Here is a 14,811-nt window from a genome sequence, read left to right on the forward strand (position 1 = left end):
GTTAGTTACAGCATGACTCTCGACCAATTCACCCCGGAGGAGGGGCAGGTAGCCCGCCGGTACGACTACAACGACAGCACGGTGATGGCTGTCGACTTCGGTACCGAGCAGGCCGACGCGTCGGTCGACATCGTCGACGGCACGGTCATCGTCGTCCTCGACGACGACCAGTACGAAATCGAACTCCCCCCAGGCGCCACGAACTCGCACACGTTTATGAAAAACGGCGTTCTCACTGTCGAACTGGAGGAGGACCTATGAAACTCACTGTCAAACCACTCAAACAGAAAGACGCCGGTCGCGGACTGGCCGCGATCGACCGCGTATCGATGACCGAACTCGACCTCGAGAACGGTGATTACATCGTTATCACGGGCTCGGGCGACGGCCAGGCCGTCGCACGCGTCTGGCCCGGCTACCCCGAAGACGAGGGACGTGGCATCGTCCGAATCGACGGCCGCCTGCGACAGGAGGCCGACGTCGGGATCGATGACAACGTCACGATCGAACCCGCGGACGTCAAACCCGCGAAATCGGTCACCGTCGCGCTCCCCCAGAACCTCCGCATTCGAGGGGACATCGGTCCGCTCGTCCGCGACAAGCTTTCGGGCCAGGCCGTCACCGAGGGCCAGACGGTGCCGTTCTCGCTCTCGTTCGGCCCCATGGCCAGCTCCGGCCAATCGGTGCCGCTGAAGATCGCGAGCACCTCGCCGTCGGGCACCGTCGTCATCACGGACTCGACGAGCATCGAGATCTCCGAGACCCCCGCCGAACAGGTCCAGTCCGGCGGCGGCGCGTCCGCGGAAGGCGTCCCGAACGTCGCCTACGAGGACATCGGTGGTCTGGACGACGAACTCGACCAGGTCCGCGAGATGATCGAGTTGCCGATGCGCCACCCCGAACTGTTCCAGCAGCTGGGGATCGAGCCGCCAAAGGGCGTCCTCCTGCACGGCCCGCCGGGCACGGGGAAGACCCTGATGGCCAAGGCGGTCGCCAACGAGATCGACGCCAACTTCGAGACGATCTCCGGCCCCGAGATCATGTCGAAGTACTACGGCGAATCCGAGGAACAGCTCCGCGAAGTCTTCGAAGAGGCCGAGGAGAACGCCCCCTCGATCATCTTCATCGACGAACTCGACTCCATCGCGGCCAAGCGCGAGGAGGCCGGCGGTGACGTCGAACGACGCGTCGTTGCCCAACTCCTCTCGCTGATGGACGGCCTCGAGGAACGTGGCCGAGTGACGGTCATCGCCGCGACCAACCGCGTCGACGCGATCGATCCCGCGCTCCGGCGCGGCGGTCGCTTCGACCGCGAGATCGAGATCGGCGTTCCCGACAAGGAGGGCCGCAAGGAGATCCTGCAGGTCCACACCCGCGGGATGCCCCTCGACGAGGAGATCGATCTGGATCAGTACGCCGAGAGCACGCACGGTTTCGTCGGAGCCGACCTCGAGTCGCTGGCTCGCGAAAGCGCCATGAACGCGCTCCGTCGCATCCGTCCCGAACTCGACCTCGAGTCCGAGGAGATCGACGCCGACGTACTCGATTCGCTGGAAGTGAGCGAACGGGACTTCAAAGAGGCGCTCAAGGGTATCCAGCCCTCCGCGATGCGCGAGGTCTTCGTCGAGGTTCCCGACGTCACGTGGAACGACGTCGGCGGACTGGGCGATACCAAAGAGCAGCTTCGCGAGACGATCCAGTGGCCGCTGGACTACCCCGAGGTGTTCGAGCAGATGGACATGCAGGCCGCCAAGGGCGTCCTCATGTACGGCCCGCCGGGCACGGGGAAGACCCTGCTCGCCAAGGCCGTCGCCAACGAGGCCCAGTCGAACTTCATCTCGATCAAGGGCCCCGAACTGCTGAACAAGTACGTCGGCGAGTCCGAGAAGGGCGTCCGCGAGGTCTTCGAGAAGGCGCGGTCGAACGCCCCGACCGTGATCTTCTTCGACGAGATCGACTCGATCGCGGGCGAACGCGGCCAGCGCCAGGGTGACTCCGGCGTCGGCGAACGCGTCGTCTCACAGCTCCTGACGGAACTCGACGGGCTCGAGGAACTCGAGGACGTCGTCGTGATCGCGACGACCAACCGGCCGGACCTGATCGACAGCGCTCTGCTCCGTCCCGGACGCCTCGATCGCCACGTCCACGTGCCGGTTCCCGACGAGGACGCGCGCAAAGCGATCTTCGACGTCCACACCCGCAACAAGCCGCTGGCCGAATCGGTCGACCTCGAGTGGCTCGCGGCCGAGACGGAGGGCTACGTCGGTGCCGACATCGAAGCGGTCTGCCGCGAGGCCTCGATGGCCGCCAGCCGCGAGTTCATCAACTCGGTCGATCCCGAGGAGATGGACGACACCATCGGCAACGTCCGCATCGGCAAGCAACACTTCGAGCACGCGCTCGAGGAGGTCAACCCGAGCGTCACCCCCGACACCCGCGAGCAGTACGAGGAACTCGAAGAGGAGTTCCAGCAGGCCGAGCCCGGACAGGACGAGCAGCTCGGACGCACCTTCCAGTAAGGCCGACAACCGCGGTCACGCGTCTCCGCCGTTGCCCGCATCAGTGGGTTACATCCGCCGGCTCGAGGGCGGCCAGCACCGCGTCGGCGTGACCGTCCGGCGAGACGCCCTCGTAGGCCGCCTCGATGCGTCCGTCCGGCCCGACGACATAGGTATTCCGGAAGACGCCGTCGAACGTATTGCCGAACATCTGTTTCTCGCCGTACGAATCGTACAGCGTCGCGACCTCACCGAACTCGTCCGATAGCAGGTCGAACTCGAGGTCGTAGTCGGCCGCGAAGTCGGCGATGTCGTCGACGAGATCGTCGCTGATACCGACGACCGCGATGTCGTGGGCCTCGAATTGCGGAAGCGCATCGTTGAATCCGCAGGCTTCGGTCGTACAGCCGTCCGTGTTGGCGCGGGGATAGAAGTAGACGACGAGCCGTTGCCCCGCGAACTCGGAGCGGGTGACCGTCTCGCCGCGTTGGTTTGGCAGTTCGAACTCCGGTGCTTCGTCGCCGACGTCGAGCATGCATGCGAGTTAGCGACTCGTCGTGTATACGTTACGATTTCACACGGTGGCGGCCGACGGCGAAACGGCAGACGCACCGACCCGCCGATTACTCGAGCCGTTCGGCTGCCTCCCGCTCGACGAGGGGTGCCGCGTTTTGCTCCGGGAGCGTGACGACGTCGTCGCTCGTCAGGGTATACTCCCGATCGTCGACGCCGAGAATGGAACCGATATCGCTGGTGATTCGGACGGTCGTGCGATCGATCCCGGCGGCCGCGTCCCGACCCTCGTCGGTCGCCGGCGCAGCATCGGCGTCCGCGGCCGGCGAGTCGACGGGACGGTCGGCACCGGAATCGGACGCCGCACTCGGTGGCTGGTTCGCCGGGCCGGTGCCATCGGTTCGATCCGCCCCCGTCCAATCAGTCGCTCCGACCGACGGCTCGGCCCCGCCCATGACGTCTGCGGCGGAGACGCCGCTCGAGTCGTCCGCGTCCGCGGCCGCGTCTGCCGCAGAGTCGACGGCCGGCGACGGTGCGTCGGGCGGTGCTGGCGGCGCGTCGTCCGCGGTCGCGTCGCCGGCTGGCTGAGTCTCGGTTCGCGCCTCGAGACCGCCGGCGTCGGCGGTCGGCGGTACATCGGACGTGGGCGGCGAGCCAGCGCCCGCGTCCGTCTCGGTGACCGACTCCTCGACGCCCTCGAGAACGTCGAGGACGCGGCTCTTGTTCGATCCGATCCGTTCGACGAGATCGTCGAACAGATCGCCCTCCTCGGCGGTCAGGCCCTCGTCGTCGGCCGGCATTCCGGCCGCCGCGAGACTGGCCTGTTTGACGAGTTTTCCCATCCGACGCTCGTAGATCGCTTCGACGACGTCTTTGGCGGTCTCGATCTCGTCGGTCAGGCGGCTGACGTCGGGCGACGAAAAGGGGTCGTCCGCCTGCTCGGCAACGCGGTCGCGTTCGTCCTCGAGATCGGCGATGTACTCGCCGACCTCCTGATAGAAGGCGGGGCGCAGGTTCTGGAGGCTGTCCTTCTGGCGCTCCTTGCTCTGGACCGAACGCAGTTCGTCTAAATTCATTCTTTCTCCTTCTCGGCGCGGCCGCGTGCCATCAGGAACACGGCGACGTATTCGGGTAGTGACTGGTCACCCTCCGCGACCGTAAAGCTATCTCCTCCGAGTTCGACCACGCCACCGTCACTGACATCGACGGTGATCTCGTGGCCCTCGAACGTCTCCGGGACGGCGTCAACCAGCGGATCGAAGTCGGCGATCTCGTCGCGCTCGAGTCGCACCGTTTGCAGTCCGCTTCCGCCGTGGAGGCTCCCGGGGAGGCGGATGAGTCGGTTCGTGTCGGTCGTGACCGGTTCGTCGATCGGCGCGTTGTCCCGCTCGACGGCCAGACTCGTGAACCGTTCGGCCAACTGCGCGACGGCGGTGTGGACGGTGACGTTACCCGCCTCGAGTTGCTCGCGATTGTTGCGGGCCGCGTTCAGCGTGGCCTCGGCCTTCCCCTCGCCGATGCCGTCGAACGACTGGAGTCGCTCGAGGGCGGCGTCTTCCTCGAGGTCGAGCAACTCGTCGACGAACGCCATGAAGTGATCGTGGGTCCGAGCGCCCCAACCACCTTCGGTCCGCAGCGTACGCCGCTCCGTCGGGGTCTTCCGCCCCAACCCGGCTACCGTCTCGGTTTCGATCAAGTCGTCGAACTCGAGGCCGATGCCGCGGACGTAGTCGACGATCTCACGGCGGTGCTCGCGCTCTAAGTGCAGGACGTTCTCGTCGCGGACGTGGACGTGATACCCGCGACCGCCCGAGAAGACGATCTCGAGGTCCTCGAAGGCAAAGTCGTTCTCGAGGAACTCGAGCAGGCGGCGCAGGGCGTCCTGACACTTCGCGAGCATCTCGCCATAGCTGTCTTCACCCAGCGTCACGCTGGGCAGGTGGTCGGCGTCGAGATCGAAGACGAGATCGGCGGACTGCCACTCTTTCTCGTGCATCGAACTCGCGCCGGGATCGCGAAAGCGTCCCGCGGAGAAGTAGACGTGTTGCGGGCGCTTTCGGACGAGGAATTCGGAGAGGTCGCCCAACTCAAGCAGCGAACGGTGGCGGACCATCGTCGTGTCCGGTCCCTCGGTCCAGGGGATGTACCCCCACTCGCGTTCGTTGGCCGCGGGCGGCGGTGTGATCTCCGTCCGTCGATAGTGGTCGCGGAATCGCCCCCGCAGATAGGCCCTCGTTCGCTCCTCCATACGACTCGAGTGGTCGTGGATGGGCGCGTATAATCTTGCCGAATGTTCGACCTCGTGGGGGGACGACACAGGGGTTCCGACCGAGAGCGGTGCGTGTCCCGTGTTGCTTCGCGCCGCGCTCGCTTAGCAGTTGTCGAGGGTGTCATAGAACGAGTAGCACACCAAAGAGCAGGGTGAACGCTGTGGTGGATGAGCCCAGCGACCCTGCAAGAGCATTCTTCGGTAGAGACGTTCTTCAATGTCGTGGAGACAGAGACGCTAGCGTTGCTTGAGCACCTTTCATTCGAGTTTCTCGAAGAGTTCGACGTGTTCGCCCCGGCGGAGACGGGGCGAACACGAGATCACGAGCCACCAGACCAGAGCTGATGCGTGGCTTCCTCGATTGCTACTACAAAGACAGCTACGGCATCTGCCCCGTTGAACGAGAGCTTCAGAATACAGTTGCCTGGCTCAGTTGTGGCTTCGATCGACCGCCGTCGAGAGACGCGGTCGATCGCTTTCTCACCGATCTCGAACACGTCGGTGACGAAATCTTTGACCACCTCGTCGAGCAGGCCGCCCGCCTCGGCTTGCTCGACTTGACCTACTGCATCGATTCGACTGACGTGAGAACGATGCCAGCCGATCAGGATGCGTCGAAATGCTACGATCCAACCGCCGAAGAATACTACTACGGCTACGGCTGTACGATCGTCTCGGCCGGACAAAAGATTGAACAGCCGATCTGGATGGTCGGTGATAATGGCTACGACACGCTTGACTGGCACGACCACCTGCTGACCGCAGGGGTCGTGCCAGTCGCTCCGTACAACGCACGAAACACTGACGACCCGAAAGACATCGAGTACAGGGTCGAAGACCGCGTCACCGAGCACAGCAAGGATGTTCGCTGAAGCAGTCGACGTTAGACGAGACGTACAACCGCCGTACAGGAGTCGAACGAACCAACGATGCAGTCAAGGACTGCGGCCTCGGGCACGTTCGAGCCCGAGGCCGCGTCCATGCACGAACGCGGGTGTTTCTTGCTCTTGTCTCCGTCTCGTTGTTTCGATCACCAATTATGAACGAGGAGACAATCAAGGAAGTACCGTGATCTCGGTGTGAGAAGGTCCCTGTAATATCCTTGTAGATGGGTTAATATTATATATTGGGGATATGTTATTAGATGTAGATGAATCGACGAACATTAATTCGAGCAACAACAGGAAGTATCGCTGCTGCAGGAGTTCCAACCGCCGTTTCAGCAAGAGGACACGATAGCTTTTCAACTGAAGATACGAGCCGATACAAGGGATTCGTAGTTGAAGTGGCGTCGAAAACATACTTGACAACTGTTGATATGGAAAATGGGGCGGTGAAGGTTGACGAAGTGGATGAGAATGAAGAAATCGCCGAATATAGGATCAGTAGCATAAAGAAAGACGAGAATGAAACCCAAATATCCAAAAAGTCGGCGCATTCTGAAGATATTAAGATCAGTCGTCAACTTGAAAACATCAATAAAAATAATATGGATGATGGTGGTAGTCAAATTAAGCAATTCAAATTAAAACATGAATCGCAAATCAGATCTGCTGTAGAGAAACAAGCGGATACTCCCGAAATTATTGAGAGAACAGAATCTTATGCTAGAAAAAAAGAAGGTGATGAGGACTGTAAAAACGATTGCAACCATCATTGGTTGATGGGAACTTCAATGAAATTCAATGGCATGGTTGCTGAAGTCTCAAAATCAGTTATTGTTGCGGCTATTCTAGGAGCGTTGGCTTCATCTGGATCTGGAGCGCTTGCAAGTATCTTTGGAAATAACATTGTTGAGGGGATCGTTGGAGCAGTAGCTAGCCAATTGGTCGACAATTCACTCTCACTTGCACGATACGATTATGACCTTAACTATAAAATTGGATCAAAGAAGATGACTTCGGCAGGCTACGGTATTGGTCCTTGGAAACCAGGTAAAAGTGAAATTATTGAAATGGCGACAATGCTTGGGCATAGCCCCAGATGTGACTGGTCATAGCATATATGATATTTAGTATATAAATATTAATTAAAATATCTATATAGATTGGTCTAGAAGCCAGTTCAAAACATTAAACGCCTAGTTAACTAAATAAGACAGATACTATGGGTTCAGACAGAAGAAAATTTTGGTCAAGAAGAACATTAGCTCATATTGTGGGGTTAACAATTGCCGTGCAAGTATCTGAGACCGTAAATCGATTAATAGGTGTGTCAAATATTATATTTTATATTATAACAACAGCAATATTTGCATATATTTTCATTGAAATTCTAGAATTGATACTAGCAACGGAAAATACTACATGATTCAATTAGCTGCGATGATATCGGCATGAATCCCTCAGGTTATTGGGCTTTACATGGTGACGCTGTCTCTCGCCCGTTATTTTCTGCTTGTTAGCCTCTGAAGTGCAATTCGTCCCGTTCGCCGCTGCCTCCACCACTTCTATTCAACCGCGCTGCCCGAGGACGCACGGGCGGCCGTCGGCTCGATGGCGCGGGACCTCGCACCCGACATCGCAGCGCTCGTCGCGGACCTCGAGACGAACCACGGCGACACGTTGGAGCGGATCGCCGACGGGATGGCTCCCTGTGAACACTGTCGAAGCCAGAAGTACGAGACGTACCTGCTGTTGACGATCCTTCGGCGGGCGTTCGTGGCGGGAACCCTTCGAGACGATCCCGGACAGTAGTTCCGACCGTCCGATCCGTCTCGGCAATCAGTAGCGTCCCGTTTCAGCGCCGTATCAGATCGGAAATCCGGTCAGCGATACCGACGTCGGCCCCGAGTTTCAGGTAGTAGGCGTCGCCGCCGTCCTCGTAGTAGTCGTCGATCCGGCGCTTGATCTCGAAGCCGAGGTGTTCGTAGAACTGGAGCGCGTTCTCGTTACTCGTCCGAGCGTGGCACGTGATCGTGTCGTGATCGCCCGCGACGTGGGCGACGAGTCGTTTGCCGATCCCTTCGCCGCGGACGTCCGGACTCACCGCCAGAAAGAGAATGTAGCCGTCGCGTCGAACGGCAGCGAACCCGATGAGCGCACCGTCTTGGACGTAACAGTGGACCTTCGACCGTCGATACGCGTCCGTAAAGAAGTCGTACCGTTGTTTGAGCACATCCTCCTGACGGTTGATCTCCTCCTTTAGCTGCCAGGCGTCGTCGACGAAATCGTCGCTCCCCGGCGCGACGACGCGACTGTCGATATTGACGCTCACTACGACAGTCTACCAGCGTCGTCAATATAATTCCACCGGCAGTCGACGTGCGGACCGTCGGAGCGGCCGACGCGTCCGGGGGCCATCGATTCGACCTGACAACCGTCCGGTGACAATGCGCTCGAACCGACGGGCATAGAACCCCAGCCGAACAAACCGGCCCCAATGGGGTACGAACTGCGCGACCACACGGCCGACGTCGCCGTGGCGGCGACCGGTGACTCGCTTGCGAACGTCTTCGCAGCGGTGGCAAACGGCCTCGCAGCCGCCTCGTGCGACGAGATCGCCGATGCCGGGGACCGATTTTCGCTCGCCGTGACGGCCGAAAACCGCGAGGCGCTGCTGTTCGACTACCTCGACGAACTGATCTATCTGCGAGACGTTCGGGCGGCACTCCCGGTCGACCACCGCGTCGACTCGATCGAGACGCCGTCGGCCGCGAGCGGCGGCGCGGACGAGTGGCAGCTCGCGGCCAGCGCCCGCGGCGTTCCGCTCTCCGAAATCGACGCTCGCGAGGTGAAGGCGGTGACGTACTCGGAGATGCGCCTCGAGCGCGTCGGTACGGACGGTGACGACGGGGGCTGGGAGGCGTACGTCGTCTTCGACGTTTGACCGGCTGTGGCCGCGGGCGGTCGGCGCACGTGTGATCAATCAGGTGGTCGTATTTTCCTCTCCCGGACCGTACCGCACGGTGATGGGGGACGGATGCCGACGCGTTCGAAAACGGCGACTCGTCGGGGCAGTGGTGGCTCTCCTCGCGGCTTCGGGTGTGGTAATGGGGACGGCCCGGGCTCACGAGGAGTACGTCGTCGACGAGGAGCGCGACATCGCCGTCGGCGAGTTCCTCGCCGAGTCGTTGCGCGATCCGTTCGTCGTCGGCCCGCTCTTGGCGGGTGCGTTCGCCGTCACCGTCGCGATCGCGATCTACCTCTTCGTTCGCCCGCTGCAGCGGGATCTCGCCGCGTTCCGGGCCGCCATGCGGGAGTACACCCTGTTCGTTCCCTGGCTGCTCCGGATCTCCTTCGGTATCCCGCTGATCGGTGCCGGGTTCGGCGGCTACTTCATCAGTCCCGCGCTCCATGTCGAACTGCGGCTTCTCCAGGTCGCGCTCGGCTTTCTCCTCCTGTTCGGCCTGGCGACGCGCGTCGTCGCGCTGGTCACGCTCGCTGCCTACCTCGTCGGTCTCACGCTCCGGCCGATCCTGCTGTTGCAACTCGAGTACGTCGGCGGCATGCTCGCCATCGTCCTGATCGGAAGCGGGCAACCGAGCGCGGATCACGTTCTCCAGCGGGTCGCCGGCACCTCGGGGACCGTCTACGGCCGGGTCGATCCGGTGTCCGATCGCGCTCGCACGTTTCAGGAGCGGGTTCGTGGGTACCGCCCCTTCGTGCCGACGATCGTTCGTATCGGTCTCGGCTATACGTTCGTCTCCCTCGGGCTGGGCCAGAAGCTACTGCGACCCGGCATCGCGCTTGCGGTCGTCGGCCGGTACGATCTGACCGCGGTCGTCCCCGCCAGTCCCGCGCTGTGGGTCCTCGGCGCGGGGGTGGCCGAGGTGGGGCTCGGTCTCGCGCTCCTGGTCGGGTTTGGCACGCGGGCGAGCGCAGCGACGGCGATCGGCGTGTTCGCGCTCACGCTCTTCGCGCTGCCCGACGATCCCGTCCTCGCCCACGTCGGCCTCTTCGGTCTGGCGTCGGTGTTGCTCATCACCGGCAGCGGCCCGTACGCCGTCGATCGATGGCTCGAGGCCCGCGTGACCGACGAACGCGCCGACGGGGTACTGGAGCCCGCGTAAACGGGGTGCGCCCGCGATTCGACAGTGCTAGTGACTGTCGAAGGCGTTGAAGAGACGAACACCTTTCATCGCTGCGGGCCGACTTCCATGTATGACCACCTTCGACGCCGACGGCATCACGCTCGAGCGGGTGCGCGAGTACGTCTGGGAGATCCCCCAGGACGGGGACATGCGTGTTCCCGCACGGGTACTGGCGAGCGAAGCGCTGCTCGAGGAGATCAAGGAGGACAAGACCCTCGAACAGATCAAAAATACGACTCACCTGCCGGGAATCACGAACTACGCGATTTGCATGCCCGACGGACATCAGGGCTACGGCTTCCCGGTCGGCGGGGTCGGCGCACTCGACGCCGAAAACGGCTGTATTTCGCCGGGCGCAGTCGGTTACGACATCAATTGTGGCGTCCGAATGATGCGGACGAACCTGACCTACGACGAGGTGCGGGGCCACGAGGAGGAACTCGTCGACTCCCTGTTCGCCAACGTTCCGTCGGGGCTCGGCGGCGGCGGCATCGTCGAGGCCGGCGTCGACACCGTCGACGAAATCCTCGCCCGCGGCGTCGACTGGGCGCTCGAGAACGGCCACGCCGTCGAGGACGACCTGCTGCACTGTGAGGACGAAGGGATGCGCGAGGGCGCAGAGCCCGAGAAAGTGAGCCAGAAAGCCAAAGACCGCGGAAAGAACCAGATCGGCTCGCTGGGATCGGGCAACCACTTCCTCGAGGTCCAGCGCGTGACCGATGTCTTCGATGCGGACGTAGGCGAGGCCTACGGGCTCGAGGAAGACCGGATCGTCGTGTTGATCCACTGTGGCTCCCGCGGTCTGGGGCATCAAACCTGCAACGACTACCTGCGGAAGATCGAACAGCAGCATCAGGGACTGCTGGACCAGTTGCCCGACAAGGAACTCGCGGCCGCGCCTGCGGGTTCACAGCTGGCTGAGGACTACTACGGCGCGATGAACGCGGCGATCAACTTCGCGTGGGTCAACCGGCAGCTGATCATGCACCGCACGCGGCAGGTCTTCGAGCGCGTGTTCGATCGGTCGTGGGAGGAGATGGAGATGGAACTGCTGTACGACGTGGCCCACAACATCGCGAAGAAGGAGACCCACACGGTCGGGGCGGACGGGGAAGAGCGCGAACTCTACGTCCACCGCAAGGGGGCGACGCGGGCGTTCCCCGCCGGCCATCCCGAAGTCCCGTCGGCCTACCGTGATGTCGGCCAACCGGTGATCATCCCCGGCAGCATGGGCGCTGGCAGCTACGTCCTCCGAGGCGGCGAGAATTCGATGGACCTGACGTTCGGCTCCACCGCCCACGGTGCCGGCCGGCTGATGAGCCGTACGCAGGCCAAAGACGAGTTCTGGGGCGGCGATGTCCAACAGGACCTCGCGGACCAGCAGGAGATCCACGTCAAGGCCCAGTCCGGAGCCACGATCGCCGAGGAAGCGCCGGGCGTCTACAAGGACGTCGACGAGGTCGTCCGCGTCTCCGACGAACTCGGGATCGGCGACAGGGTCGCGCGGACGTTCCCCGTGTGTAACATCAAGGGCTAGTTGGGAACGATCCGCTATTTTCCCATCGCACTCCTATCGACCCGCTCGAGGCCCTTCGCGAAGAAGCACGAAAGAGCGAGAAGACGGCCGACGAACTCGAAGAGCGAAACCGATCGTCGGGCTTGCGTTCACTTCAGCCGGTACGGACTGTCCTCGTCCTCATCGTCGCCCTCGTTCTCGTAGGGTTTCCGCGCGGTGATCGTCACCGTTGCCTCGGGGTCATCCTCGTCGGCCCACGGGCTATCGTAGGCCGAGATCTCGAGGTCGGTCACGTCCCATCCCTCCGCCTCGACGAGTTCGACCAGCCGTCGCTGGTCCGCGAGCATGTCCTCGTCCATGGCCCGCGGTTCGAGCGCGAGCGTGGTAGCTCTTCCGCCGATCAGTGCGCGAACCGACGCCACGATCGATCCGCCGTTCGACACTGGCGGCACGGCGACCGGCGACCGGTCGGCGTCGGCACTCATCATAGCGGGTTGACAGGGTCTGCAAACCGAAATCGGTTACGCGGCGTCGGAATTCCCGGCGTGTTTAAGCGGATCCGTCTGCAACTCGGACGCATGCTCACCGACGAGTTCGGACGGGAGGTCACCGGGGTGCGCGTCTCCCTCACCGATCGGTGTAATTTCGACTGCGTCTACTGTCACAACGAGGGGCTGGGGGACACTCGCGGACCGATGGACCCACAGGACGACGAGATGTCGACCGACGACGTCGTCCGGTTTCTCGAGGTCGCCGCCGAGTTCGGCGTCGACGCGGTCAAGTTCACCGGCGGGGAACCCATGCTCCGGCAGGATTTAGCGGAGATCATCGAGCGCACCCCGGATCGGATGGAGGTCTCGCTGACCACGAACGGGACGTTCCTCCCCGGCCGCGCCGAGGAGCTCGTCGACGCCGGCCTCGAGCGGGTCAACGTCTCCCAGGACGCGCTCGACCCGGCGGACTTCGCCGCCGTGACGAAAAGCGGGGCCTACGAGAAAGTGCTCGAGGGCGTCGAAGCGGCGCTGGACGCGGGACTCGACCCGGTCAAACTCAACATGGTCGTCTTCGAGCACACGGCAGGGTACGTACCGGAGATGGTCGATCACGTCGCGGACAACGACGGACTCCAGTTGCAGTTGATCGAGTACATGCCCGAACTGACGGGCAAGCCCGAGTGGAACATCGACATCCAGCGCGTCCACGACTGGCTGGCCGAGCGGGCCACCGAGATCGAACATCGCGAGATGCACGACCGGAAACGGTACTGGGTCGGCGGGAGCGCAGCCGACGACGGCGAGGCGAGCGACGCCTCGTCGAACTCGTCCGGAATGGTCGAAATCGTCGATCCCGTCGAGAACCCCACCTTCTGTGCGAACTGTCACCGCGTTCGGGTCACCCACGAGGGTTACCTCAAGGGCTGTCTCAACCGTAACGACGACCTCAAGTCGATGGGTGAGATGACGAAACCGGAGATCCGCGAGGCGTTCCGCGAGACCGTCGCCGATCGAGTCCCCTACTACGGGGAGTACATGGTCCAAAACGACGACGGCCAGTGGGAGATCAACGAGAAGTACATCGAAGAGTACGCCGGCGCGTAGCACCGCCGCGGCCGCAGCCGTCGTCCAGTCGTTCGTCGACGCGAGCGGAGTGACGCGGGTGAGAGGGGCACACGAGCCGTCGCGCCCTTTCGTTGCCCTTAAGTAGTAGACGGGGGTACGTTCGGGTGCAATACGTGCAGGGGAGCGATCCCCGAGTCCGGGAGGGCGATGATAGACGAACGGTGTTGTGGTAGCCAAGCGGCCCAAGGCGCATGGTTGCTAACCATGTGGCGTCAAGCCTCCGGGGTTCGAATCCCCGCCACAACGTCGGACACTTCGCTGGCGTTTTCCCGCCAGTCATTTGCAACGCAGGCAGACCAGACACAGATACACGACACATGAGCGCCGAAGAACCTCAAGAACAAGAAGACGACGAAGATCTTCGATACTTCGTCCGCATCGGGCAAACCGACCTCGATGGGACGAAGTCCGTCGAGCGCTCGCTCTCGGAGATGAACGGGATCGGTCGCCGAACCGCCCGACTCATCGCCGAGGAAGCGGGTGTCGACCGAACGGCGACGTTCGGCCGGCTCGACGACGACGTCATCGATGGCGTCATCGAAGTCGTCGAGAACTACGCCGACGAAGTCCCGGACTGGCTCAACAACCGTCAGGACGACTTCTACAGCGGCGAAACGACCCACGAGATCGGCAACGATCTCCAGTTGACTCGACAGCACGACATCAACCGGATGAAGATGATCGACTCCTACAAGGGCACGCGCCACAAGCGCGGCCAGAAGGTTCGCGGTCAGCGAACCAAGTCCACCGGTCGTACGGAGGGCACCATCGGAGTCAATGTCGAAGAGATCCGCGAAGAACAGGCCGAAGAGGCCGCCGAAGAAGAGGGCGAGGGTGAATAATGCCACTCGGCACTGACACCAAGCAATACGAGACGCCGAACCACCCCTACCAGGGTGAACGCATTGCCTCCGAACACTCCCTCGTCGACCGCTACGGGCTCTCCAACAAGGAAGAGCTCTGGCGTGCCCAGTCCGAGCTTCGCTCCTACCGGCGCGAGGCCCGCGAACTGCTCGGCCAGGCCCAGGACGACGACACCGTCGTCCGCCGCTCCGAGGAGTTCCTCGGTCGGCTCAAACGTGTCGGCATCCTCGACGAAACCGACGAACTCGGCGACATCCTGTCGCTCGAGATCGAAGACATCCTCGAGCGCCGACTGCAGACGGTCGTCTACCGCAACGGGCTGGCAAACACGGCCCAGCAGGCTCGGCAGTTCATCACGCACGGCCACATCGTGGTCGACGGGCAGCGCCACCTCGTTCCCTCCTACGTCGTCGACATCGACGAGGAGGACCTGGTGGCCTTCGACGAGAACAGCCCGCTCGCGGACGACCTCCACCCCGAACGCGCGGAGGGTCAGTAAC

14 protein-coding genes, 1 tRNA gene and 2 pseudogenes are annotated in these 14,811 nt (G+C 62.3%); 12 read left to right on the forward strand and 5 right to left on the reverse strand.

From position 1 onward, the window contains the following. Positions 1-12 precede the first annotated feature (12 nt). A complete protein-coding gene (locus FGF80_RS03100; RefSeq protein WP_006184701.1) occupies positions 13-261 on the forward strand; it encodes a DUF7127 family protein in 249 nt (82 codons plus the stop codon). Continuing rightward, a complete protein-coding gene (locus tag FGF80_RS03105) occupies positions 258-2,519 on the forward strand; it encodes a CDC48 family AAA ATPase (protein ID WP_006184700.1) in 2,262 nt (753 codons plus the stop codon). Before FGF80_RS03100 ends, FGF80_RS03105 begins: the two co-directional genes overlap by 4 nt. A 40-nt stretch (positions 2,520-2,559) precedes the next feature. Here the strand turns inward: FGF80_RS03105 and bcp are convergent, their stop codons facing one another. From bcp to priS, 3 genes are all read right to left on the reverse strand, one after another. Further along, the gene (gene bcp, locus FGF80_RS03110; RefSeq protein WP_138652161.1) at positions 2,560-3,033 is read right to left on the reverse strand and encodes a thioredoxin-dependent thiol peroxidase; all 474 of its coding nucleotides are present in this window, start codon (positions 3,031-3,033) and stop codon (positions 2,560-2,562) included. An 88-nt stretch (positions 3,034-3,121) separates the two neighbouring features. Next, a complete protein-coding gene (locus tag FGF80_RS03115) occupies positions 3,122-4,087 on the reverse strand; it encodes a DNA replication complex subunit Gins51 (RefSeq protein WP_138652163.1) in 966 nt (321 codons plus the stop codon). Then, a complete protein-coding gene (priS, locus tag FGF80_RS03120) occupies positions 4,084-5,259 on the reverse strand; it encodes a DNA primase small subunit PriS (protein WP_006184697.1) in 1,176 nt (391 codons plus the stop codon). Before priS ends, FGF80_RS03115 begins: the two co-directional genes overlap by 4 nt. Before the next feature lie 189 nt (positions 5,260-5,448). On the opposite strand from priS, the pseudogene FGF80_RS03125 reads away from it, so the two are divergent. From FGF80_RS03125 to FGF80_RS03135, 3 genes and pseudogenes are all read left to right on the forward strand, one after another. Further along, positions 5,449-6,363: pseudogene (locus FGF80_RS03125) on the forward strand (transposase). Between the two features lie 67 nt (positions 6,364-6,430). Beyond that, positions 6,431-7,279 carry a hypothetical protein gene (locus tag FGF80_RS03130; protein WP_138652165.1) on the forward strand — a complete coding sequence of 283 codons (849 nt, stop codon included), beginning with the start codon at positions 6,431-6,433 and terminating at the stop codon, positions 7,277-7,279. A 454-nt stretch (positions 7,280-7,733) separates the two neighbouring features. Beyond that, positions 7,734-7,976, forward strand: a pseudogene (locus FGF80_RS03135) (ArsR family transcriptional regulator); the annotation flags it as partial. Positions 7,977-8,019: 43 nt separating this feature from the next. Here FGF80_RS03135 and FGF80_RS03140 read toward each other — a convergent pair. After that, positions 8,020-8,496, reverse strand: coding sequence for a GNAT family N-acetyltransferase (locus FGF80_RS03140; protein ID WP_006184694.1), 477 nt, complete (start codon positions 8,494-8,496; stop codon positions 8,020-8,022). A gap of 165 nt (positions 8,497-8,661) precedes the next feature. On the opposite strand from FGF80_RS03140, the gene FGF80_RS03145 reads away from it, so the two are divergent. The 3 genes from FGF80_RS03145 to FGF80_RS03155 all read left to right on the forward strand — a co-directional run bounded on the left by FGF80_RS03145 (position 8,662) and on the right by FGF80_RS03155 (position 11,849). Next, positions 8,662-9,108 carry an archease gene (locus tag FGF80_RS03145; protein WP_006184693.1) on the forward strand — a complete coding sequence of 149 codons (447 nt, stop codon included), beginning with the start codon at positions 8,662-8,664 and terminating at the stop codon, positions 9,106-9,108. A 163-nt stretch (positions 9,109-9,271) separates the two neighbouring features. Beyond that, entirely contained in the window at positions 9,272-10,291 is a 1,020-nt protein-coding gene (locus tag FGF80_RS03150; protein ID WP_138652167.1) for a DoxX family protein, read from the forward strand. 91 nt (positions 10,292-10,382) lie between these two features. Further along, positions 10,383-11,849 carry an RtcB family protein gene (locus FGF80_RS03155; protein WP_006184691.1) on the forward strand — a complete coding sequence of 489 codons (1,467 nt, stop codon included), beginning with the start codon at positions 10,383-10,385 and terminating at the stop codon, positions 11,847-11,849. A 128-nt stretch (positions 11,850-11,977) separates the two neighbouring features. On the opposite strand, the gene FGF80_RS03160 is transcribed toward FGF80_RS03155, so the two are convergent. Continuing rightward, on the reverse strand, positions 11,978-12,187 hold the full coding sequence (locus FGF80_RS03160) for a hypothetical protein (protein ID WP_049907956.1): 210 nt from the start codon (positions 12,185-12,187) through the stop codon (positions 11,978-11,980). Between the two features lie 219 nt (positions 12,188-12,406). Here FGF80_RS03160 and moaA point away from each other — a divergent pair, with 219 nt between their 5' ends. The 4 genes from moaA to FGF80_RS03180 all read left to right on the forward strand — a co-directional run bounded on the left by moaA (position 12,407) and on the right by FGF80_RS03180 (position 14,810). Continuing rightward, on the forward strand, positions 12,407-13,426 hold the full coding sequence (gene moaA / locus FGF80_RS03165) for a GTP 3',8-cyclase MoaA (RefSeq protein WP_006184689.1): 1,020 nt from the start codon (positions 12,407-12,409) through the stop codon (positions 13,424-13,426). Between the two features lie 184 nt (positions 13,427-13,610). Continuing rightward, positions 13,611-13,693: transfer RNA gene (locus FGF80_RS03170), tRNA-Ser, on the forward strand. 71 nt (positions 13,694-13,764) lie between these two features. Continuing rightward, positions 13,765-14,289, forward strand: a complete 525-nt coding sequence (locus tag FGF80_RS03175) for a 30S ribosomal protein S13 (RefSeq protein ID WP_006184688.1) — start codon at positions 13,765-13,767, stop codon at positions 14,287-14,289. Further along, complete coding sequence (locus tag FGF80_RS03180) at positions 14,289-14,810, forward strand: 30S ribosomal protein S4 (protein ID WP_006184687.1); 522 nt, start codon at positions 14,289-14,291, stop codon at positions 14,808-14,810. Before FGF80_RS03175 ends, FGF80_RS03180 begins: the two co-directional genes overlap by 1 nt. The last annotated feature ends 1 nt before the right edge of the window (position 14,811 follow it).

It is taken from the genome of Natrinema pallidum (assembly GCF_005890195.1).
Taxonomy (GTDB): Archaea; Halobacteriota; Halobacteria; order Halobacteriales; family Natrialbaceae; genus Natrinema; species Natrinema pallidum.